Raw genomic sequence first — 21,886 nt, forward strand, 5'->3', positions numbered from 1 at the left:
TTATTTAGATAGAATAGTAAAACAACAAACAGAGCTTACTTGAGGCTGTTTGTTGTTTTAAGAATATTCCTTAGCGATTTAAAAAAGAGTTCACTTCGGATCGTCATCTTCACGAGCATAAGATTGTATAAATCTAAGAATTTTTATGATAGTTTACTTTCTATAATGAAAAGCTTTGAGAGGAAGATAAACCATGAGAATACAAGGTGAGATTGTTCGTAAACGTCATTACAAAAAGAATGGTAATCTAAATTATTACCTCTTATTTCTCAGAATTCATGATGGGGTAATGGTCAATGGGTTAAGGATTCATTATATACCGGCACTCATATCAAATAAAATGAATTTTAAGTTAGGCCAACAAGTTGATATTAAAGGTAAAATAAAATTCCAACGGATTTTTACCCCTTCTGGAACTCTTAGTTTTTCTCCGGTCCCTGTCATGATTACTTCAGATTCTGGATTATAGAATATAAAAATAGAATGATGGAAGGGGAATTTCCTAGTTATCTCTCCCTCCGGAATGCTTAGAATTACTAAAAATATAATATTAAAACATTTATCAAAGCAATTATAATAAATTCGATTTTTTATAACAAATATGATATTGGATTGACATAATTTATTCCTGGACTTTGAAGAAACTGGTGGAAACAATCGTGATAAATCATGTATTCATTAAGAAAAAGAAGGGATGGAGTAAAATAATTATGGAGAATCTTAACACTAAACAATTGCTAGAAGTTATTAATAAAGCAGTTGAATTAAACTTAAGCCAAGCGTTTATTGATTTACTGCGTATTGAGGTAAATAAACGATTACACATTTATTATATAGAGGATATTACACTATAAAATTTTTAAATTTAAGTTGCAAACGGATCGCAGTACTTTGGGTCTTGTGCTGCGGGTCTGAATGATGAAAGTTATTTTCAATGAGGGTGTTCCGAAAGTAAAACTTTTAGGAGCATCCCCTTTTTTATTTATGCGTCTTTGAAACTTGTCTCTTGATTTCCACTCAAGGCATTTTGCTTTCCGTGCGCGTGCAGAGGAACCTCCTCGGCGCTCTAGCTCCTGCGGAGTGTCCCTTGCCCCGTACTCTCTCAGGTCAACAGAGTAAAAAATATATTTATAAACTCTGAACAAAGAAATAAGAAAATCATTCCATTTGGTATAATGAAGTTACCACACAAACAAAATACCAAAAAGGAATGATCTTCTGTTAGAGCAGAAAGGAGCTTACTGTGAAAGGTCAATTAAACATAATTATTGCCATGCTCATATGGGGGAGTCTTGGCATTTTTGTAAAAAATATTAATCTATCCTCAAGTGAAATTGCACTATTGCGGGGAATAATTGGAAGTATATTTCTAATTTTTTTCTTAGTGATTGCAAAACAGAAGCCCTCCATTCAAGCTGTTAAAAAGAATCTAGTGCTTTTGGTTTTTTCCGGAGCGGCCATCGGCTTTAATTGGATTCTTTTGTTTCAATCCTATCGCTATACAACAGTCTCCAATGCAACCTTGAGCTATTATTTTGCACCAGTTTTTGTCATGGCTTTATCTCCTTTTGTATTAAAGGAAAGACTGACTCCTGCGAAGGTGGGCTGCATCATCACGGCGATGATTGGCTTGTTCCTAGTAGTAAATATTGGGGGAGACGGTGGCGGGGGAAATTACCACCATGTAACTGGAATTCTTTACGGTCTATCAGCAGCAGCCTTATATGCGAGTGTTGTATTAATTAATAAGTTTATTAAAAACCTGTCCGGATTTGAAACTACGTTCGTTCAGTTACTCGTCGCATCTGTCGTTCTATTTCCATATGTTTTCCTAAAAGATCATTTAGATTTTTCTGGAATTACTTCAAATTCGATTGTATTTATTTTAATCATTGGGATTATCCATACGGGGATTGCTTATTTCCTTTACTTTACATCTATTCAAGAACTAAAGGGACAGAGGATTGCCGTCTTAAGCTATATTGATCCAATTTCAGCGGTAATATTTGCGGCAATTTTCTTAGGAGAAGGTATGGGCCTTATGCAAATGATTGGCGGAATCCTGATCCTTGGTTCAACTTTCCTAAGTGAAAGGATTGAAATTCGAATTCAAAAGATTCATAACAGTAAGGCATAAAGATTGGAGGTTTTTAAGATGACAAGAAAAGCATATAATGCGGAGGGTGCGGCAGCTATCGGTCCTTATTCACATGCTGTTGATTCAGGTGAATTAATCTATCTTTCGGGTCAAACGCCAATTGATTCCGCAACAGGCGAGTTGGTCAAAGGTGGTATCGGTGAACAAACAAGACAATGCTTTTTGAATTTATTCAAAGTTCTCGAGGCTGCAGACTTAACGCCGGATGATGTGATTAAGGTGAATGTTTATTTAACAGATATGAAAAATTTTAAGGCTATGAACGAAGTATACGAAACACAGTTCAGCCAACCGTTTCCGGCAAGAACGACAGTCGCCGTTGCTGCCCTGCCGCTTGCAGCAGAGATTGAAATTGAAATGATTGCAAAGAGATCATAAGATATGTTCTAAGTTTTGGATGCAAAATAACAATTTACCTTAAATAAGTGAGCTAAACAAAAGTAAATTAATGCTCATTTCACGCTTCGAATATCAACAAAAAAAGCTTTGAACATTTCAAAGCTTTATTTTTATTGAAGTGCTTAGTTCATGAAAATAGACCGTCACAGACGGTCCTCGTTGTTGAGAGAGTTTCCCTTTAGTCTGAGTGAATAACACTCTCTTTTTTGTTCAACTCTAAAACGTCGAGTTTGCTTGAAATCTCTTTTAATACAACATTTCGCTCTCTTTGAGCTCTTATAAGGCTTACTGCAAACCAAATTGTAAATCCAAGTACAGCTAAATAAATAATAATCATAAGGAATATCGGTAATATAGCTAATGATGTGTTCACTAAGCAACCTCCAATCATAGTATTAATGGAGCCTCTTTAGATATGAAAATGATCTTAAAAGATTATAATAATTATTTATTCACTAATCGATTATTATATGCAATGGAAGTAAGCTACTGGTTTAACTGACTTGGAGCAAGTAATTTTGTCTAAAACTCTCTTTTTATTGGATGTACAACCTGTTGAACGAAAACGTGGTTGTTAATAGATAAAGGCTCTTTTCGTAAACTTTGTTGCTCTTGGTATAAAAAGTGTTCCATTTAGAGGCTTTTCGGACAGCTTCGATGTAGCCAAGTGCAAACGTGTCCGAATCAAGGGCGCATTCGGACAGCTTTGATTAACCCAAAGGCATCGAGTCCGAATCCCTAGGTTAATATTAATTCTGTTCGAAAAACAACAATCTTTGCGAAAACAGCTTAGATACAAAGCTAAATAGGGGAGTGACTGCATTGATCAAGTTTTTTGAGTATAACTGGCAAATAAGAGATGAATGGTTTGATTGGTGTAAGCAACTACCGATAGAAGAATTGTTAAAGGAACGCAGTGGTGGAGTAGGGAGTATTTTATATACTCTTTTTCATATTATTGATGTGGAATATAGTTGGCTTCGTGGCAGTCAAGGTAAAGAAGATGTGGCAGTTCGGTTTGTTGATTATAATACACTTGATAAGGTTAAATTACTATCAGATTCGTATCGAAAAGAAATAGTTGGATTTTTAAAAATAGATTTTGCCAAATTAAAACAGAAACTTGTTAGTGTTCCTTGGGATGAACATACATATACATTTGATGAAATCCTACATCATATCATTTCTCACGAGATCCATCACATTGGTCAACTTTCCATTTGGGCAAAAGAATTAAAACTTAGTCCTGTTCCTGCTAACTTTATAGGGAGAGAGTTAAAATCTATCCATTCTTATTGAGGTAACGGCTACCTCCCTTGATATGATAAACTGTAATGGACTAAATATAGAACTATATAAGAGGTGGCAGAAGTGAAAACAGTCGTAGTAATCGGTGGCGGTATTACGGGGTTATCGGCCATATATGAATTACATAAATGGAAGAAGGCGAATGGGGCAGATGTCAGGCTGATTCTTACAGAAGCTTCCAATCAGCTTGGAGGGAAAATCCGAACCGTCAAACAAGATGGATTTGTAATGGAAGCAGGAGCGGATTCCATTGTCGCCCGTAAAATGGAGAACATAACGGTGATCGAAGAACTTGAGATGGAAAAAGAAGTGGTTTATAATGCGACAGGTATTTCCTTTATTTACAGTGATGGAGAATTGAATCCAATTCCAGAGGATGCAGTGTTTGGAATTCCGGCAAGCATTGAATCGCTGGCGAAGAGCACGCTCGTTTCTGCAGATGGAAAAGTGGCAGCACTAAAGGATTTTTATACAAAAAATGAAACATTTACAAAAAATGACTCCATCGGATCCTTTCTTGAGCATTTCTTAGGAACAGAATTGGTTGAAAAACAAATTGCCCCAGTCCTCTCCGGCGTCTATTCCGGAAAACTCAGTGACTTAACGATCAAATCTACTCTTCCATATTTGATTGATTATAAGGAAAAATACGGAAGCATCATAAAAGGACTTGAAGCTAATAAACAAAAATTTAAAGGCGGAGAAAGGAAGTTTCTTTCTTTTCAAAATGGTTTAGGTTCACTGATTGACGCGTATGAGCAAAAGCTGGATGAAGCTCAAATTTTAAAAAATACAAAAGTCAATAAAATTGAAAAAGAGGGCAGCCGTTATCAGTTGTTTCTAAACAATAAGGAAGTTATCGAAGCGGATTACATCGTGCTAAGTATTCCAAATACGGCTGCTGAATCGTTAATCAATGACCAGGATCTTCAAAGCAGGTTTTCAGGATTGAAAAATAGTTCGTTAATTAGTGCGTATCTAGGCTTTGATATCCCCGACAGTGTACTTCCAGCGGATGGAACGGGATATATCACTGCGAATACGGATGAATTGTCCTGCAATGCCTGTACATGGACAAGCCGGAAATGGGAGCACACTTCAAAATCCGGAAACCTGTTGGTCAGACTCTTTTATAAAAGCAGCCATCCTTCATTTGCTTCGTTAGAGAAAATGAATGAAGAAGAACTGCTCGAGGTTGCGCTTGGCGACATCCGTAAAAGCCTTGGAATCCAAGCAAAGCCAGTTGCCAGTGAAATCACCAAATGGACTGATCAAATGCCGAATTATTTAATTACCCATCCAAAAAGTGTTGAAGCACTTGAAAGCAAAATGGCGGCTGATTACCCTGGAATCATCCTTGCAGGTTGTTCTTATTATGGTGTGGGGATCCCTGACTGTATCGAAAATGGGGTGGATTCGGCAAGGAAAATCATTCAAATGTTTTAATATTGAAGAGGATAGCTGATGTGTGTAGCTATCCTTTTTCTTTTTTCTAGGCTTTGTAAAAGACAATGTTGATTTTTAAACAAAGTTGATTGGAGCGGAAGGTGCGAGACTCCTCGAAAATGCTAACGCATTTTCTTCGTGCGTGGGTGGATTCAAGGATGTCATTCAATGTCCTGCGGGAACAGCGGGACAGGTGAGACCCCACAGGCGCTAAAGCGCCGAGGATGCTCACCGCCCGCCCCGCGGAAAAAGAGCATCCTGGAGCGGAAATCAACAACCAAATATAACACTGCCTCTAAAAAAGAAATCTATTAAGTACTTTTTCCTTTCACCCTATGAATTTGACTAAATATGTATTTTAACGGTTGTGGAGTAATAAAATAGTAAAAATTATGATGGAGGGGGTGGTCCATGGCGAGCGAGACCTAAGGTAATTTACTATTTAAGGGCATTATATTTTCTCATTCTTAAACTATTTTTTGATGTTAATTGGTTGTTAGCTTTCTAGAATCTTTTAACAGGAGGAATTAACATGAAGAAATATCTGCAGAGAATTGGTCGTTCCTTAATGCTACCTGTTGCTGTATTGCCGGCCGCAGCCATCCTCATGGGGATTGGCTATTGGATTGACCCAACCGGATGGGGGGCTGGCAGTCCAGTAGCGGCTTTCTTAATTAAAGCAGGAGGCTCAATCATCGATCATATCCCGATTCTTTTTGCCGTTGGAGTTGCATTGGGTATGGCAAAGGAGAGGGATGGTTCGGCGGCACTAAGCGGCTTGGTGGCTTACCTGGTCGTGACCACCTTGCTTTCAAGCGGTTCTGTTGCGATGTTACAAGGTATTGACGCAGCTAAAGTCGACCCTGCTTTTGGAAAAATCGAAAATGCCTTTGTTGGGATTCTCTCAGGTCTTGTCGCTGCCCGTACGTATAATCGTTTTAGCCATGTAAAATTACCGGATGCACTAGCCTTTTTTAGCGGTAAACGGCTCGTACCGATCATGACCTCTCTTGCCATGTTGCTCATTTCCCTCGTACTTTACTTTGTCTGGCCAGTAATTTTTACCGGTCTGGTTTCCTTCGGTGAAGCGATTAGTAAATTAGGTGCTCTTGGTGCTGGTCTATATGGATTCTTCAACCGATTATTAATTCCATTAGGATTACATCACGCCTTAAATATGGTCTTTTGGTTTGATATTGCCGGAATTAACGATATTGGGAACTTCTGGGCGAGTAAAGGGGTTAAAGGTGTTACCGGTATGTATCAAGCAGGCTTCTTCCCTGTAATGATGTTTGGTTTGCCTGCTGCAGGGCTCGCCATGTATCATACCGCAAAAACGAAGCATAAGAAACAAGTTGCCTCTTTAATGATGGCAGCAGGATTTGCTTCATTTTTTACAGGAGTGACAGAACCAGTTGAATTTGCTTTTATGTTTGTCGCACCGGTCCTTTATTTGGTTCATGCTGTATTAACGGGTATATCTTTAGCTGTAGCAGCTTTATTCCATTGGACCGCCGGATTTGGCTTCAGCGCTGGATTGATTGACTTTGTTTTAAGCTTGAAAATTCCAATCGCCAATCAACCGTATATGCTCCTTGTCCAGGGGTTAGTTTTTGCCGTTATTTACTATTTCTTATTCCGTTTCATCATCGTGAAATTTAATTTGATGACACCTGGAAGAGAAGAGGATTTAGATGAAGAAGCCGTTGGGTCCGTTATGAGCGGAGGAAAATTTGCAGGGCTTGCAGCCAAAATTTATAAAGGCTTGGGTGGAGATGCAAATGTATCTTCTGTTGAAAATTGTGTAACCCGATTAAGAGTTGAAGTAAAAGATATGAGTGCTGTGGATCAAAACAAGATTAAGGCAACGGGTGTTCCGGGTGTGATAGTTGTTGGGCCGCAAAACATTCATGTAGTGGTTGGAACTCAAGTGCAATTTGTGGCTGATGAAATCGATAAATTGAGGAAATAAGGTTCTAATGGTGTCCTGAAAGGAATTTTGGGACACTTATTTTTTATAGATTGCTAGATGATATATGTGTTATTGTAGTTTTACTAGTTGTTAAAATATTCCTTTCTGTTATATAGGGAGGTGCTTCAACATAATAAAATTTGATTTTTCCTTTTCTATGGTCGGTTTATTAATGGGAGCAGTGGCATGGGCTATCATTGTCACCATTGCCTTGCAAATGTATAAAAAACGGACTGTTAAGCCAACGAAATGGAAAGCGATTGTTGCCATCATTATCGGTATTTTTTCGTTTACGATTAATTGGAATATGTCTGGGACGCAGATTAAGTTTCCGATTTTGCCGCTTGGGGTGTGGATTTTATACTGGATATTAAAAGGAAGGGGGGATTCCTGGACGATTTATCGTCAATTTGCTTGGCTGGGGTTTTGGGCGAATTTTATATTTTTACTTACATCTTTTGTTACCCTCCCTGTTCAGCAAACGTTATATCCTCAAAACGAGGTATCAACCTATATTTCCAATATTAATCAGGCTTCGCTTGTTAAAATTTATTCCCCAGCAAAAGATGATTCTCTAAATAAGGAGAACTTACAAAAGCAGCTTGATACTATGATACAAGAACCTCTCTATAGTGAAGACTGGTTTTATTCCAACATGGATTCAAAGAAAAAATATGAACGATTTCCTTACCAGCTTATTGGCTCCTCACCTAAGTTTGGCAGCGGCTTGAAGGTAATAGTTTATGTTAAAAATGAAGGTAAAGGATTACTAATTGTTACACCGAATGAACAGCTTTATTTTCGCTCCCAAAATTCGTTGTTACAAAGGGGGAATTAAGTTGTTGAAAAAAAGTTTATGGGTTGCTGGAAGTTTAGTCTTATTAGTCTTCGCAGCTGTCATGGTTTATGGGTATTACTTTCAAATTCTAAGCCCATTCCCTGCAAAAAAACAATTAATTAGCGAGATTAATAAACTTTTCCCCGAAGCTGCTGCAAGCAAGATTCAAGATACAATCCCCCTTGATAAAAAACATGTATTTGTGCCGTATATATCAAAAGGAGACAAATACGGTGCAAGTTCATGGGCGTGGAATCAACGTAAATGGGAACTTGAATCGATCAATACAACAGGTGAACCACAATTATGGAAAATTAACCTCGATGACCCGTCAACGTACTATTTTACTTGGAATATGGATCCGGATAGTAAATTGAGTGATGGTAAGTTTTATATGTTGAGAGACAGGGGATTTTTTATAACAGACGGGAAAGAACATTATTTACCTAGGATTCAAATGGAGAAGAACATCTCATTCCAGACCAAACCATATGGGGTGTTGAAAATCCCAATGGAATGGGTGGTAGTATTGAATTCGTTTATTGACCAGGGTACATCTAAAAATGATCAGCTGAATTTTGGCTGGGTTCCCTATGATTCAAAAAACAAGGTGCTGTCTCCTAAAGATCTAATCGGTAATGGGTTTTCAAATTATGGAGATCACATTGAAATGGTAAGATTTTTGGATAAAGATGAAATCGAATGAGGAACAGGACTTGGGAACCTGTTTCTTTTTTTAAGCCTCATCAGCGCGAAGAAATTGACTCCAGTCACTGTGAAATTTCTAAATCAAAATAGCTATACTTATGCGGTACTGCATAGAAAAAGAAATTCCCCATATTTTGAGGGGGAATTTCTTTGCTTTAATCTACCTTTTGAAATAAATAAAAAACGTATCCATAATACTCATGATAGTTTCGATATAAATCAATTTCCTGCTGGGTATCGTCAATTACTTTTAGAGCATCCTCATGGTCCTTGTATTTTTCTCGAAGCAATGAGAGCCGGTCTTCCAAAGGAGTATAGTAATCTTTCCACCATGCGGACTCGGGTAAAACAAACGAATCAATGAGCCGATATCCCAGTGACTCAGCCACTTGTACATTCGAGTCAATGGTACCCGCTCCAGGATAGGCTTCGTCCCAAAAATCTCTTGCTTCCTTTGGGGCATTGTCTTTCAACCAGGTAAATTCCGTAACGGCCACAATCCCATCCTGTTTAACAAACCGTTTCCATTCCTTTAATCCCTTTTCAAACCCAATAATGTAAATCGCTCCTTCCGACCAAATTACATCGAATTTTTCCTCTTCGAAAGGAAGATTGCACATATCAGCCTTTTGAGGGTCAATTTTTTTCGAAAACCCTTGCTTTTCAGCACGCTCAGCAAGGACTTTCAAAAAATCTTCATTTAAATCAGCAGCTAAAATACTGCCGTCCGTAATACCGGCAAGCTCAATCGTTTGCATTCCAGGGCCGGAGCCAATATCTAAAATTACTGGTTGTGAAACATACTTTCCAATTAATTGATAGGCTTTTCTAGTAGACTCATTATTTCCAGGACCTTCTCTAGGAATATCTCTGTGTATTTCAAAAAATATATTCATTTCTGACACTCCAATCGTTTACACTTATTTTACAATGGGTGTCTGAAAATAATGACGAATTGTACCTAAAATCGTTCGAATACAAGAGAATTTTTCTGGTAAAAAAGCAAATTATGCATTTTTACATATATTATTTAATTATGCATAACTAAGGGGCTCGAAATATAATGTGTTTTCTGAAAAGTCAGTCACCAATAGCGCTCTCGGGATTGGCACAAAAATTGCATTTTATTTTAAAAAAAGGAGGAATGATAGATGCAAAAACCCGTTCAATTACAACGGTCGTTAACTTTCTTTCATCTGGTATTGTTAGGCCTTGCTTACATGGCACCATTGACCGTCTTTTCCACCTTCGGAATTGTTGAGTCCATTTCGAAAGGCGCAACACCCTCTGCTTACATAGTTGCCCTTATTGCCATGCTGTTTACCGCTTACAGCTATGGAAGAATGGGAAAGGTTTTTCCGATTGCAGGTTCAGCTTATTCCTACACACAAAAATCGATCAGCTCACACCTAGGCTTCATGGTTGGCTGGGTTATTTTAATGGATTATTTATTTATCCCGATGATTAACTTTCTCATCATAGCTCTATATTTAACAGATTATTTTCCGTCCATTCCCTTCAGTGTCTGGATAATTAGCATGATTGTTCTTGTAACCGTCTTCAATGTGATAGGTACGAAGGTAACAGTGACTATGAACATGCTTCTTCTCGGTTTTCAATACCTCGTACTCATTTTTTTCGTAATCCTAAGTGTAAAGGCTCTTTTAGGTGGAACAGGGCAAGGAACATTGTTTTCAGTAACACCATTTGCGACTGAACATACTTCATTGATAGCCGTATTTTCAGGGGCATCAATTCTCTGTTTATCGTTTTTGGGGTTCGATGCTTTAACGACGTTTGCCGAAGAAACGATTAAACCGGAAAAAACGATCCCGAAGGCCATTATGTTTGTAACGCTTTTTGCCGGAGCTTGTTTTATCTTCATTTCATATCTTTCACATTTAATTCACCCGGATTTTACTTCATACAAAAATCTTGATACGGCTGCGATTGAAGTAGCAAAATTGATTGGCGGAACCTTTTTTAATGCACTTTTTATCGCTGCAATGGTTGTTTGTGCCTTTACCTCTGCAATGGCTTCACATGCGAGTGTATCAAGAATTTTATTCGCAATGGGCAGAGATTCCGTTATACCGAAAAAGTTTTTTGCCTATATCCATCCAAAATTTAAAACACCTGTTAACAATATTGTCTTAGTAAGTATTTTTGCCTTAGCGGCGTTGTTTACGGACCTTGTCACGATTACTTCCTTTATCAATTTTGGAGCCTTAATCGCTTTTACCTTTGTAAATTTAAGTGTAATCGCTCATTATTTTATAAAAGGAAAGCAAAGGTCGTTAAAAGGAATTGTATTGTATTTGATTATTCCATTAATTGGAGCCATCATTTCGATAAAACTATGGAGTGATTTGGATATTAAATCAATGACTTTAGGAGGAATTTGGACTGCTGTAGGGATTGCCTATCTGGCATATAAAACAAAATTATTTCGTGTTCAGCCGCCACAGCTAGATTTTACTGAAGATTCTAGCAATGATTTAACTATATAGGGAGAGATAGAAATTGGAACTTAAAGCAGACATTATGATTCGTGGGAACGCAGTTTTCACAGGTGCTTCAGATGTACCGGTACCAGCGTCCATCCTCATAAAAGAAAATAAAATTGTTAAAGTCATAGAATCACAGGATGTTTCTGATTATATTGGTAATCAGACGAAGATTTACGATTTTGAAGATCAATTAATTATGCCTGGTTTTCATGACTTTCATATTCATCTCCTAATGGGAGGTTTATTGAATGATAGTGTCAGACTTCATTTAGCCAGATCGGCAAAGGAAGCGGCCCAGATGGTGAAGGAATATGCCGATTCAAAAAATGATGATCCTTTTGTTATTGGCTGCAGCTGGGAGCAGAATGAATGGGAGGAAGGGGAACCGCATCGATTCTATTTGGACGAGGTTATTCCGAATCGCCCAGTCCTTCTGTATCAAGCAGAATTCCATAGTGCCTGGGTGAATTCTAAGGCACTGGAATTAGCTGGTATCGATCGATATACGGAAAACCCGCCATATGGGGAAATCGTTAAAGATGAAAACGGTGAGCCGACTGGATTATTACTGGAACATGCTGTTGGACTTGTTACGAAGGTACTGCCGATTAGTCTCGAAGTAAAAGAGAAACTGCTAAATAACTTTTTAACGGAGGCCGCAAAATGCGGGGTGACTTCGGTCCATGACTTATTGCGGATTCCGGAAATGAGTACAGAAGAAGCAGAACTCTACGCTGACTATGAAAAAGAAGGAAAACTGACGACACGAATTCATTTCGTTGCTCCATTAAACGGTGATCTGGAGCTCGCTAAAAGTTTACGAGAAAAATATAAAAGTAATATGGTTCAATTCTGCGGTTTTAAGCAGTTTGCTGATGGCGTAACCACCAGCTATACTGCTTATTTGCTAGAACCTTATACCAATAATCCGGCAACCAAAGGGAGCACCGTTTTTCCGGAGGAAACAATTAAAAGGTGGACAGTTGAGGCGGATAAGGAAGGGTTCCGGGTGCGGTTCCATTGTATTGGGGATGGAGCTGTTCAATTGGCTTTGGATTCATTTGAAGCAGCACAAAAGGAAAATGGGGAAAGAGACTCCCGCCATACGATTGAGCATGTGGAAATGATTGATCCGAATGATATTGAGCGTTTCCATCAACTAGGTGTGATTGCCTCTGTACAGCCAGAGCATATTAATGTGACAGCAAGAGATGTTTACGAGGAATTAATTGGGCCAGAAAGAATGAAACATAATTATTTATTAAAGACGATGCTGGATCAGGGTACAAAGGTTATTTTTGGTACGGATTATCCTGTCGTTAAATTGGATCCGTTTCCAGGAATCTATCGCGCGGTTACTAGATTGGATGATGATGGAGTAGTGTGGGATGCGAAGGAGAGAATTTCTCTAAAGGATGCACTCCTTTCCTATACGTCTGTACCAGCATATGGCTCATTCCGTGAACAGGAACTTGGGACGATAGAAGCTGGTAAATTAGCAGATATTATTGTCCTTGATCGGAATCTATTTGAGGTTCCGTATGAGGAAATTAAAAATACAAAAGTAGTTTTTACCATGGTTGACGGAAAGGTTGTCCATGAAATAGTTGAGGAGGTTTCTTTATGAGTACTGTGAAAATTGGATTGGTGCAAATGACATGTGATGAGAGGGTCGAAATCAATATCGAAAAGGCAAAAGCAAAGGTGAGGGAAGCAGCAGCGCAAGGTGCAAACATTGTTTGTTTGCAGGAGCTCTATCATGCGCAATATTTTGCCCAGACGGTTTCGGTGGATCATTATCAGTTAGCTATCCCGCATGATCATGAAGCGATTGTGGAAATGCAGGAGCTTGCCAGAGAACTTGGAATCGTGTTAATTGTCCCATTCTATGAATGGGCAGCAAAAGGAGTTTATTTTAATAGTGCAGCAGTTTTTGATGAGGCAGGCAATCATTTAGGAACAACCCGAAAAAATCATATTCCGGATGGTCCGCAATATCATGAAAAGTATTATTTTACACCGGGAGATACTGGTTACCCGGTATATGATACGAAATTTGGAAAAATCGGGATCGGTATTTGTTGGGACGAGTGGTTTCCTGAAGTTGCTAGGATTTTGACATTGAAGGGTGCGGATATCCTTTTCTATCCATCTGCAATCGGATCCGAGCCGGATCATCCGGAGCTTTCGACGAGGACTGCATGGACGAAGGCGATTTCCGCACATGGAATTCATAATGGTGTCTTTGTAGCTGCAGTCAACCGGGTTGGCCAAGAAAAAGACATGAACTTTTACGGCGGCAGCTTCATCAGCAACCCGATGGGAGAAATCATCCTTTCCTTGGATGAACAAGAAGGAATACTAGTTCAAAGCATCAATTTAAAAGAAATCGAATTTGCCAGAAACCTATTACAGTTTTTACGAGATCGACGAACCGATACTTATGGGCCGATTCTTGAAAAGTCATTGGTGCCTGTCACCACCCGAAATTTGTAGGTTTATGTCAAAAAAATCCCCCTTGGCAAAGGGGGATTTTTCAATTTGGATTCCGATTATATAGAACAATAAGCAGGATTAGCATGACAATATCCAAGCGTGCATTGAAGGCAAACTGTAAAATACTTGTGTGGATGGTTGGTACTTTGGTTAAAATGATAGCAGCGATCATGATAGCGATTAACGGAATCACTGCATTTCGAACGCTCTTGTTGAGCATGATTAGGATCCCGCAGACAATCTCAAGGAGAATAACAGTGTTCAGTAGAATATTCGGATAAGGCAAGCCTAATACGATAAAATGATTGGCTAAGTCTGCATTCAGTAATTTCATAAAACCGGAAGTAATAAATACGTAGGCGACAGCATAACGAATAAGTTTAAAGGTTGTAAATGAACGAAACATGGCAATCCCCCTTTATAAAAGGGTATGCAAGTAGGAGGACAAACCATTACAGAAAAATTATTTGAATGATTTCTGATCATACTGGAGTGAAAAAAGTTGAAGAATGAGAAGAAATGGGTTATTTTTTAACATTAACAAAGGAATAATAAAAGATTTTGAAAAAACATGAGGCCACATACGTTAGGAAAAGAACATTCAGAAATTGGTGCAAGCCCCTATCCCTCCTTAGAAATCTATCTTTATAGTTTCATTTTAACCAGAAAATGCAAATTAATAATCAAAGCAATGTAAATATTTGGTTAAGTTTAGCTGAGGATAGGAAATTAAATTGATTGAGAGGGCTCAAAGCAGGATGAATATTCTGTCTTCTTTAATATATACCTTATTCATTAGTTTTATAGAACTGTTATATCTTGTAGGAGCTATAATTGTTGTCGGTTTGATCCTTGGGATACTTGAGAAATACTCGAACAAATTTTTGATTCGGACTTTTGGAGTAAGAGGTGTGCTTTGGACAGCCTGGATTGGTACACCGATTCATGAACTCGGTCATTTAATCATGTGCTTTATATGGGGGCACAAAGTGTCTAGAGTGAAATTCCTGCAGTTTAATAGCCCGGATGGAGTCCTAGGATATGTAGAGCACTATTACAATCCCAATAGTACCTATCAACAGATAGGGAACTTTTTTATTGGTTTAGGGCCAATCTTTAGCGGTATTGGTTCCTTGCTTTTGGGAATGTACCTTTTGCTGCCGCAATCCTTTGACACCGTAAGATCTGAAATACATTTGCATGTATCTTTTGAAACCATGGATGTAAATGTTTTAAAAGCCGTTGGTGCTTCTGTTATTTCAATCATCAAAAGTATTTTTACTCTTGAAAATTTAATCAATCCATTGTTTTGGATTTTCCTAGTTCTCGCTGTCTGTATTTCCGGACATATTGGCTTAAGTAGGGCAGATATCCAAAATTCAACAAAAGGACTTCAAATGATCTTCTTTGTGTTAATTTTAGTTAATTTTGCGGCGGGAATTTTTAAAATGGATACGTTTACCATTATTAGCAGAATCGCAGAATACAATGCCTATGTGCTTGCATTCTCAAGTATCGCTATAATCCTTTCACTTCTAACCTTTTTGATCAGTTTCGCTCTTTATAGAAATTTCGCTTACTTGAGGAAAATTTAAATGAGGAAACAGTTGTGAAACTTTTTCAGAATTATCAATTGTTTTTACCATCATCCAAAGCTTATACTTTATACAAGTTGCTATTTTAGGCTTTCGGGAGTGAAGAATTTTGCAAAAAGAAGAAAAAAGCATTGTCTTAATCGGTTTTATGGGTGCTGGGAAAACCACGGTTGGAAAAATCCTAGCTGAAAAATTAAATCGGGAATTTATTGATATAGATGAAGAAATCGAGAATGAATTTAATCTACCTGTATCGCAAATATTCAAGCAATATGGAGAGAGGACATTTCGTGAAAAAGAAAAAAGTCTTATAACCGATAAATGCAATCAGGGCAGGCAGATTATTTCGGTTGGCGGCGGGGCATTCCTGCAAGAGGAAATCCGTCAAATCTGTTTATCCACTTGTACGGTTCTATTCCTAGATATATCCTGGGAGTGTTGGAAGGATCGCATCAGCCTTATTATTGATAGCCGTCCTGTATTGCAAGGAAAGTCTTTGGAGGAAATGGAAGAACTATTTTATAAACGGCAGGAAGTTTATGTACGACACCACGTTAAAATTCAAACGGATCATAAGGGGCCGGAAGAAACTGCTGAGGAAATCATCGACTCATTAAAGTTGGTCGAAAAAAGGAATGGGTTATAATGAAAAAAACGATTACGGTTCGGGGAAATACACTTGGAGAAGGCACGCCAAAGATTTGTGTTCCATTAGTAGGAAATACATTAGTAGAATTAATAGAAGAAGCCGAATATTTAAACACAATTGACGCTGATCTCGTAGAATGGCGTGTTGATTTCTTCGTTCATGTTGAGCAGATCGAAAAAGTGAAGGAAGCACTTAGTGAGATCCGAAAAATTCTAAACGGCATGCCCCTTATTTTTACCTTTCGAAGTGCTAAAGAAGGCGGAGAAAAGGAAATCAATCTGGCTGATTATCTAGAATTAAACAAAAGAATAGCCGAAACAGGATTAGTTGATTTGATTGATGTTGAGCTATTTAATGAGGAATCAACAGTTAAAAGCTTAATTGAATTTGCCCATGCGCATAATGTGTTGGTCATTCTATCAAATCATGATTTTGAAAAAACACCGCCAAAAGAAGAAATCATAACAAGGTTGCAAAAAGCTCAGGAATTAGGTGGTGATTTACCGAAAATCGCCGTCATGCCAAGAAGTCCTGCAGATGTATTAACCTTATTAGATGCAACCAACACTATGAATGAACAGCATGCTGATCGTCCTTTTATCACCATGTCAATGGCTGGAAAAGGCGTAATCAGCCGATTAGCAGGAGAACTGTTCGGTTCAGCACTGACTTTTGGAGCCGCAAAGAAATCTTCTGCTCCAGGTCAAATTGATGTAATTGAATTAAGAAAAGTATTATCACTTTTACACAATAATTTATAATCAGTAGGTTAAAAGAAAAAACTCTTTTTTTAAACGTTATATTAGAATTAGATTAAAGATTAACCAACTAGAAAATAGTAGTAAAGAACAATTCGATCTGTCTCCAGCGCTTTAAAGTGAAAATGCGTTGGAGCAGGTCTTTTTTATTTTATTTAAATAAAGATATTAATATTTTTAAAATTATTGCCATATTCAGAAAATGTCGATATAATAAAAATATGTCATAATTCCCATAATATTTATTATATTATAATATTTTCAAGGCTCAGAAATACATAAAATAATTTACTTACAGGTAGGTGTAAACGTGAGCAAAGACCCTATTCTAAAAATTAAAGACCTAAAAGTTTCCTTTCTATCAGGAAAGAAATACGTCCCTGCGGTAGATGGAATCAGCTTCGAGTTAAAAGAGGGAGAGATTCTTGGAATTGTTGGGGAGTCAGGCAGTGGGAAAAGCGTAACCTCCTTAACCACCATGGGCTTAATTCCAATTCCTCCGGGAAAAATTGAAGCCGAAGAAATTTCCTTTGAAGGAAAGGATTTAACCTCATTATCGGAGAAAGAGTGGCGAAAAATCCGCGGGAATCAAATTTCAATGATCTTCCAGGAACCGATGACATCACTAAATCCGTTATTTACCATTGGAAATCAACTGATTGAAGCCATTCAATTACATACAGATCTTTCCAAAAGAGAAGCAAATCTGAGATGCATTGAATTATTAAAGCTAGTTGGTATTCCACGGGCTGAGGGAATTCTTAAAGAGTATCCACACCAGCTGTCCGGTGGGATGAGGCAGCGTGTGATGATTGCAATGGCCATGGCCTGTAACCCAAGAATGCTGATTGCCGACGAACCGACAACAGCTCTGGATGTAACCATTCAGGCACAAATCCTTGCATTAATGAAGAATCTAAATAAAAAAACAGACACATCCATCATTCTTATTACCCACGATTTAGGAGTCGTAGCCGAAATTTGTGAACGAGTCATTGTAATGTATTCCGGCCAAATCGTCGAACAAGGCGATGTACGAACCATCCTTAAAAATCCGCAGCATCCGTATACAAAGGGATTACTAAAATCCGTACCAGATCTGAGAGGAAAAAAAGAAAGATTATACAGCATCCCAGGAAATGTTCCGGCACCAGGAACGATAAAAAAGGGATGCCGATTTGCGGCGAGATGTTCGGAAGCGTTTTCACAATGTTTTGAAGAATCACCGGAATTGTACCAAATGGATAAAGACGGGCATGTTGTGAGATGTTTATTACATTCATCAGGGGAGAGGAGTGACAAACATGTCGGAGTTACTTCTTGAAGTTAACGGTTTAAAAAAATACTTCCCAATAACGGGCGGTCTTCTCGGCAGAAAAAAAGGAGAAGTTAAGGCAGTCGATGATGTTTCTTTTTATGTTAGAAAGGGAGAAACACTAGGAATCGTCGGCGAAAGCGGCTGCGGAAAATCCACAACCGGAAGGCTGTTGATGCGTCTGATTGAGGCTAGTGATGGGAAAATTATTTTTGAAGATAAAGAGATTACGCGCATGTCGAAATCTGAATTACGAAGAACGCGCAGGGATATCCAAATGGTGTTCCAGGATCCCTATGCTTCTTTGAATCCCCGCCATTCTGTTGAACAGATTCTTGAGGAGCCATTGATTGTCCACGGCATTGGAACAAAAGAAGAAAGACAGAAACGGGTAAAAGAAATGCTTGAAGTAGTTGGATTAAGCAGCTATCACGCAAAGCGCTATCCACATCAATTCAGCGGCGGCCAGCGTCAGCGGATTGGGATTGCAAAAGCATTGATGACGAAACCGAAGCTGATTATCGCTGATGAACCTGTATCCGCTCTCGATGTATCGATCCAGGCTCAGGTATTGAACCTGATGAAAGATATCCAACAGGAATTTGGCCTTACATACATCTTTATCGCCCATGACTTAGGGGTTGTCCGGCATATTAGTGACCGGGTCGGCGTAATGTATTTAGGTAGATTAATAGAATTAGCTGATAGTGAAGAACTATACGAAAATCCATTGCATCCTTACACAAAAGCACTTCTTTCAGCCGTACCCATTCCGGATCCTGATATTAAACGGGAAACCATCTTAATTGAGGGAGAGCTGCCAAGTCCGGCCAATCCTCCTTCAGGATGTGCTTTTCATACAAGATGTTCGGAATGTATGGACATCTGTAAAACGACACGACCAGAAGAACGAAATGTGAATGGTCATTACGTTGCATGCCACTTGTTTAACGAGTAAAGTATGAGGCGTTTATGATAAAAATTATTAAAGAGAAATTGGGGGTAAAAGAACGCATGAAAAAAACAATGAAATTGTTACTGATTTCCATTCTGGCAATCAGCATGTTCCTTGTTGGCTGCAGCAGTAAAACAAGTAATAATGCCGATAGCAAAAAAGACACTGCAGGGAGTGGCGGATCGAAAAAAGATACGCTTGTCTTTGCACGCGGTGGTGACTCCACTTCATTGGATCCAATTACGACGACTGAAGGGGAAACCTACAGAGTAACAGAGAACGTTTTTGAAACTCTTCTTGATTATGGTCCGCAGGATACAATTGTAAAACCAGGACTTGCTGAAAAGTGGGAAGTATCGAAAGATGGCTTAACTTACACCTTCCACCTTCGTCAAGGGGTTAAATTCCATGACGGCACAGACTTCAATGCGGATGCTGTTGTATTTAACTTTGACCGTTGGATGAACGGGGATGCTGATAAATTCCCATATTATACAATGTTTGGTGGATATAAGAAAGATAAAGGCCACGTGATTAAAGAAGTGAAAGCCCTAGATACAAATACCGTTCAATTTGTATTAAAAAGACCTTTAGCTCCATTCTTAAAGGACTTGGCAATGTCTCCATTTGGAATTGCCAGCCCAACAGCAGTTAAGAAATATGGTGATAAATTCAGAGAAAATCCGGTTGGTACAGGTCCATTTAAGTTTGTTGAATGGAAACAAAATGACCGTATTGTTCTTGAAAAGAACCCTGACTACTGGCAAAAAGGTTTACCTAAGTTAAACAAAATCATTATTCGTGTAATTCCTGAAAATACTGCTCGTCTTAACGCGCTAGCGAATGGTGAAATTGATATCATGGATGGCCTTAATAATTCTGACGAAGCTACCGTTACATCGAATCCGAATTTACAAGTAATCGAGCGTCCTTCCATGAACGTAGGTTATATCGGTTTAACTGTGACTCGTAAACCGTTTGATAACAAGCTTGTTCGTCAAGCATTAAACATGGCCGTTGATAAAAAGGCTATCATAGAGTCATTCTACGGTGGTAAAGCTGTTGCTGCGAAAAACCCAATGCCGCCATCAATTGAAGGCTATGACGATGCGATTCAAGAATATCCATATGATTTAGAAAAAGCGAAAAAACTATTGGCTGAAGCGGGATATCCAAACGGATTTAAGATGGATCTATGGGCAATGCCTGTAGCACGTCCGTATATGCCTGAAGCACAAAAAGTTGCTGAGGTTATTCAAGAAAGCTTTAGCAAAATCGGTGTAAAGGCTGAAATTAAATCTGTTGACTGGGCTACTTACTTAGACAAGGCAAACAAAGGTGAGTTTGATGCCTATATGCTTGGCTGGACAGGTGACAACGGAGATGCTGACAACTTTATTTATACATTATTAGATAAAGACAGCATTGGAAGTAATAACTATTCCCAATATAGCAATGACAAGTTACATGACATTCTAATCAAAGCTCAAACAGAGACAGATCAAGCAAAACGTAATGATCTTTATAAACAAGCTCAAGAAATCATTCACGAAGATGCACCGTGGATTCCGCTTGTTCACTCAACACCATTAATGGCAGCTGCAAAGGATGTTGCTGGATATCTTCCTCATCCAACAGGATCTGAGCCATTTACAAACGTATACTTCAAGTAATTTTGTTGCGGAAGGGGAGCTTGGCCTCCCCTTTTGTTAGCTACAGCATCGGACTCATAAACCATCATTGAAAAAAGAGGGTGAGAAAGTGTTTACATATACGGTCCGCCGTGTCTTTTCATTAATCCCAGTATTATTTGGAATGACCCTAGTCGTTTTTGCCATTATCCACGCTATTCCCGGAAACCCTGCACAGGTAATCCTCGGCCAAAGAGCAACAAAAGAAGCGATTGCTACGCTTACCGAACAATTAGGCTTGAATAATCCTTGGTACATACAATATTTTGACTATATTAAAGCACTCCTTCATGGTGACTTAGGAACTTCATTACGGACAAGGGGTCCAATCAATGAAGAAATTTGGCCCTATCTAGCAGCAACGATTGAACTTGCCGTTGTGGCAATGATTATCGCTGTTGTTATTGGGGTGAATGCAGGGATTATCAGTGCATGGTTTTCAAAATCATGGTTTGATTATGTGGCAATGGTCCTTGCCCTTGTAGGAGTTTCCCTTCCGATCTTTTGGCTTGGTTTAATGGAGCAATGGGCGTTTTCTATCCACTTAGGCTGGTTTCCAACCACTGGACGCGAAGATGTCCGAGACCCGGTTTCGGCAATTACAAATTTATATCTAGTCGACACCTTACTACAAGGTAGGTTTGACCAATTTGCTACCGTTTTAAAGCATTTGGTTTTACCAAGTTTCGCCCTTGCAACCATTCCAATGGCCATCATCGCAAGGATGACACGGGCTACTATGCTTGAGGTCATGCGGTCTGATTATATTCGAACAGCGAGGGCAAAAGGGCTTAGAATGTTTTGGGTAGTGTACAAGCATTCATTGAAAAATGCCGTTATTCCTGTTTTAACCGTAATCGGTTTACAAATGGGACTATTGTTAGGTGGAGCAATCCTAACCGAAACCATTTTCGGATGGCCTGGAATTGGGCGTTACTTATACGACGCCATTGCTTATCGAGACTATCCGGTAATCCAGTCCGGGATCCTGATTATTGCAGCAATCTTTGTTTTAATCAACTTAATTGTGGATCTGATGTATGTATTTGTTGATCCACGAATAAAGTACACGAAGTAGGAGGGATTTT

22 protein-coding genes are annotated in these 21,886 nt (G+C 38.7%); 19 read left to right on the plus strand and 3 right to left on the minus strand.

Annotated elements, in window-relative coordinates; genetic code table 11:
* Positions 1-193: 193 nt before the first annotated feature.
* The 4 genes from M028_RS0108040 (at position 194) to M028_RS0108055 (ending at position 2,536) form a co-directional block, all read left to right on the plus strand.
* Positions 194-469 carry a hypothetical protein gene (locus tag M028_RS0108040; RefSeq protein ID WP_026573451.1) on the plus strand — a complete coding sequence of 92 codons (276 nt, stop codon included), beginning with the start codon at positions 194-196 and terminating at the stop codon, positions 467-469.
* A 241-nt stretch (positions 470-710) separates the two neighbouring features.
* The gene (sda, locus tag M028_RS0108045; protein ID WP_155925518.1) at positions 711-854 is read left to right on the plus strand and encodes a sporulation histidine kinase inhibitor Sda; all 144 of its coding nucleotides are present in this window, start codon (positions 711-713) and stop codon (positions 852-854) included.
* A gap of 389 nt (positions 855-1,243) precedes the next feature.
* Complete coding sequence (locus M028_RS0108050) at positions 1,244-2,137, plus strand: DMT family transporter (protein WP_026573453.1); 894 nt, start codon at positions 1,244-1,246, stop codon at positions 2,135-2,137.
* A gap of 18 nt (positions 2,138-2,155) precedes the next feature.
* Positions 2,156-2,536 (plus strand): RidA family protein, encoded by a 381-nt coding sequence (locus M028_RS0108055; protein WP_026573454.1) that lies wholly within the window; start codon positions 2,156-2,158, stop codon positions 2,534-2,536.
* A gap of 199 nt (positions 2,537-2,735) precedes the next feature.
* Here M028_RS0108055 and M028_RS0108060 read toward each other — a convergent pair whose 3' ends face one another.
* Entirely contained in the window at positions 2,736-2,930 is a 195-nt protein-coding gene (locus tag M028_RS0108060) for a hypothetical protein (protein WP_026573455.1), read from the minus strand.
* A 449-nt stretch (positions 2,931-3,379) separates the two neighbouring features.
* Between M028_RS0108060 and M028_RS0108065 the strand changes: the two genes are divergently transcribed.
* The 5 genes from M028_RS0108065 (at position 3,380) to M028_RS0108085 (ending at position 8,827) form a co-directional block, all read left to right on the plus strand.
* A complete protein-coding gene (locus M028_RS0108065) occupies positions 3,380-3,856 on the plus strand; it encodes a DinB family protein (RefSeq protein ID WP_026573456.1) in 477 nt (158 codons plus the stop codon).
* A gap of 72 nt (positions 3,857-3,928) precedes the next feature.
* Entirely contained in the window at positions 3,929-5,311 is a 1,383-nt protein-coding gene (gene hemG / locus M028_RS0108070) for a protoporphyrinogen oxidase (protein ID WP_026573457.1), read from the plus strand.
* A 532-nt stretch (positions 5,312-5,843) separates the two neighbouring features.
* Positions 5,844-7,283: an N-acetylglucosamine-specific PTS transporter subunit IIBC gene (gene nagE / locus M028_RS0108075; protein WP_026573458.1), complete on the plus strand. Its 1,440-nt coding sequence runs from the start codon at positions 5,844-5,846 to the stop codon at positions 7,281-7,283.
* A 172-nt stretch (positions 7,284-7,455) separates the two neighbouring features.
* Positions 7,456-8,121, plus strand: coding sequence for a hypothetical protein (locus M028_RS0108080; protein ID WP_197031391.1), 666 nt, complete (start codon positions 7,456-7,458; stop codon positions 8,119-8,121).
* Position 8,122: 1 nt separating this feature from the next.
* Entirely contained in the window at positions 8,123-8,827 is a 705-nt protein-coding gene (locus M028_RS0108085) for a hypothetical protein (protein ID WP_026573460.1), read from the plus strand.
* A 157-nt stretch (positions 8,828-8,984) separates the two neighbouring features.
* Here M028_RS0108085 and M028_RS0108090 read toward each other — a convergent pair whose 3' ends face one another.
* Positions 8,985-9,725: a class I SAM-dependent methyltransferase gene (locus tag M028_RS0108090; RefSeq protein ID WP_026573461.1), complete on the minus strand. Its 741-nt coding sequence runs from the start codon at positions 9,723-9,725 to the stop codon at positions 8,985-8,987.
* Positions 9,726-9,980: 255 nt separating this feature from the next.
* Here M028_RS0108090 and M028_RS0108095 point away from each other — a divergent pair, with 255 nt between their 5' ends.
* The 3 genes from M028_RS0108095 to M028_RS0108105 are packed head-to-tail and all read left to right on the plus strand — an operon-like array spanning position 9,981 to position 13,835.
* On the plus strand, positions 9,981-11,339 hold the full coding sequence (locus M028_RS0108095) for an APC family permease (protein WP_026573462.1): 1,359 nt from the start codon (positions 9,981-9,983) through the stop codon (positions 11,337-11,339).
* A 13-nt stretch (positions 11,340-11,352) separates the two neighbouring features.
* Positions 11,353-12,966 (plus strand): amidohydrolase, encoded by a 1,614-nt coding sequence (locus M028_RS0108100; RefSeq protein WP_026573463.1) that lies wholly within the window; start codon positions 11,353-11,355, stop codon positions 12,964-12,966.
* Positions 12,963-13,835: a carbon-nitrogen hydrolase gene (locus M028_RS0108105; protein ID WP_026573464.1), complete on the plus strand. Its 873-nt coding sequence runs from the start codon at positions 12,963-12,965 to the stop codon at positions 13,833-13,835. The genes M028_RS0108100 and M028_RS0108105 overlap by 4 nt, the downstream gene beginning before the upstream one ends.
* Before the next feature lie 40 nt (positions 13,836-13,875).
* Here the strand turns inward: M028_RS0108105 and M028_RS0108110 are convergent, their stop codons facing one another.
* Entirely contained in the window at positions 13,876-14,241 is a 366-nt protein-coding gene (locus tag M028_RS0108110) for a DoxX family protein (RefSeq protein WP_026573465.1), read from the minus strand.
* Between the two features lie 583 nt (positions 14,242-14,824).
* Here M028_RS0108110 and M028_RS0108115 point away from each other — a divergent pair.
* From M028_RS0108115 to M028_RS0108145, 7 genes are all read left to right on the plus strand, one after another.
* On the plus strand, positions 14,825-15,430 hold the full coding sequence (locus tag M028_RS0108115; RefSeq protein ID WP_155925522.1) for a hypothetical protein: 606 nt from the start codon (positions 14,825-14,827) through the stop codon (positions 15,428-15,430).
* A gap of 148 nt (positions 15,431-15,578) precedes the next feature.
* Positions 15,579-16,076, plus strand: coding sequence for a shikimate kinase (locus tag M028_RS0108120; RefSeq protein WP_051590973.1), 498 nt, complete (start codon positions 15,579-15,581; stop codon positions 16,074-16,076).
* Positions 16,076-16,840 (plus strand): type I 3-dehydroquinate dehydratase, encoded by a 765-nt coding sequence (gene aroD, locus M028_RS0108125; RefSeq protein ID WP_026573468.1) that lies wholly within the window; start codon positions 16,076-16,078, stop codon positions 16,838-16,840. Before M028_RS0108120 ends, aroD begins: the two co-directional genes overlap by 1 nt.
* Positions 16,841-17,147: 307 nt before the next feature.
* Positions 17,148-18,161 (plus strand): ABC transporter ATP-binding protein, encoded by a 1,014-nt coding sequence (locus M028_RS0108130; RefSeq protein ID WP_026573469.1) that lies wholly within the window; start codon positions 17,148-17,150, stop codon positions 18,159-18,161.
* Positions 18,142-19,110, plus strand: a complete 969-nt coding sequence (locus M028_RS0108135) for an ABC transporter ATP-binding protein (RefSeq protein ID WP_026573470.1) — start codon at positions 18,142-18,144, stop codon at positions 19,108-19,110. Before M028_RS0108130 ends, M028_RS0108135 begins: the two co-directional genes overlap by 20 nt.
* Before the next feature lie 56 nt (positions 19,111-19,166).
* A complete protein-coding gene (locus M028_RS0108140; RefSeq protein WP_026573471.1) occupies positions 19,167-20,780 on the plus strand; it encodes an ABC transporter substrate-binding protein in 1,614 nt (537 codons plus the stop codon).
* Between the two features lie 88 nt (positions 20,781-20,868).
* Positions 20,869-21,876, plus strand: a complete 1,008-nt coding sequence (locus M028_RS0108145) for an ABC transporter permease (RefSeq protein WP_026573472.1) — start codon at positions 20,869-20,871, stop codon at positions 21,874-21,876.
* The last annotated feature ends 10 nt before the right edge of the window (positions 21,877-21,886 follow it).

The organism is Bacillus sp. UNC438CL73TsuS30, assembly GCF_000482325.1.
In the GTDB taxonomy this organism is placed as follows: Bacteria; Bacillota; Bacilli; order Bacillales; family Cytobacillaceae; genus Neobacillus.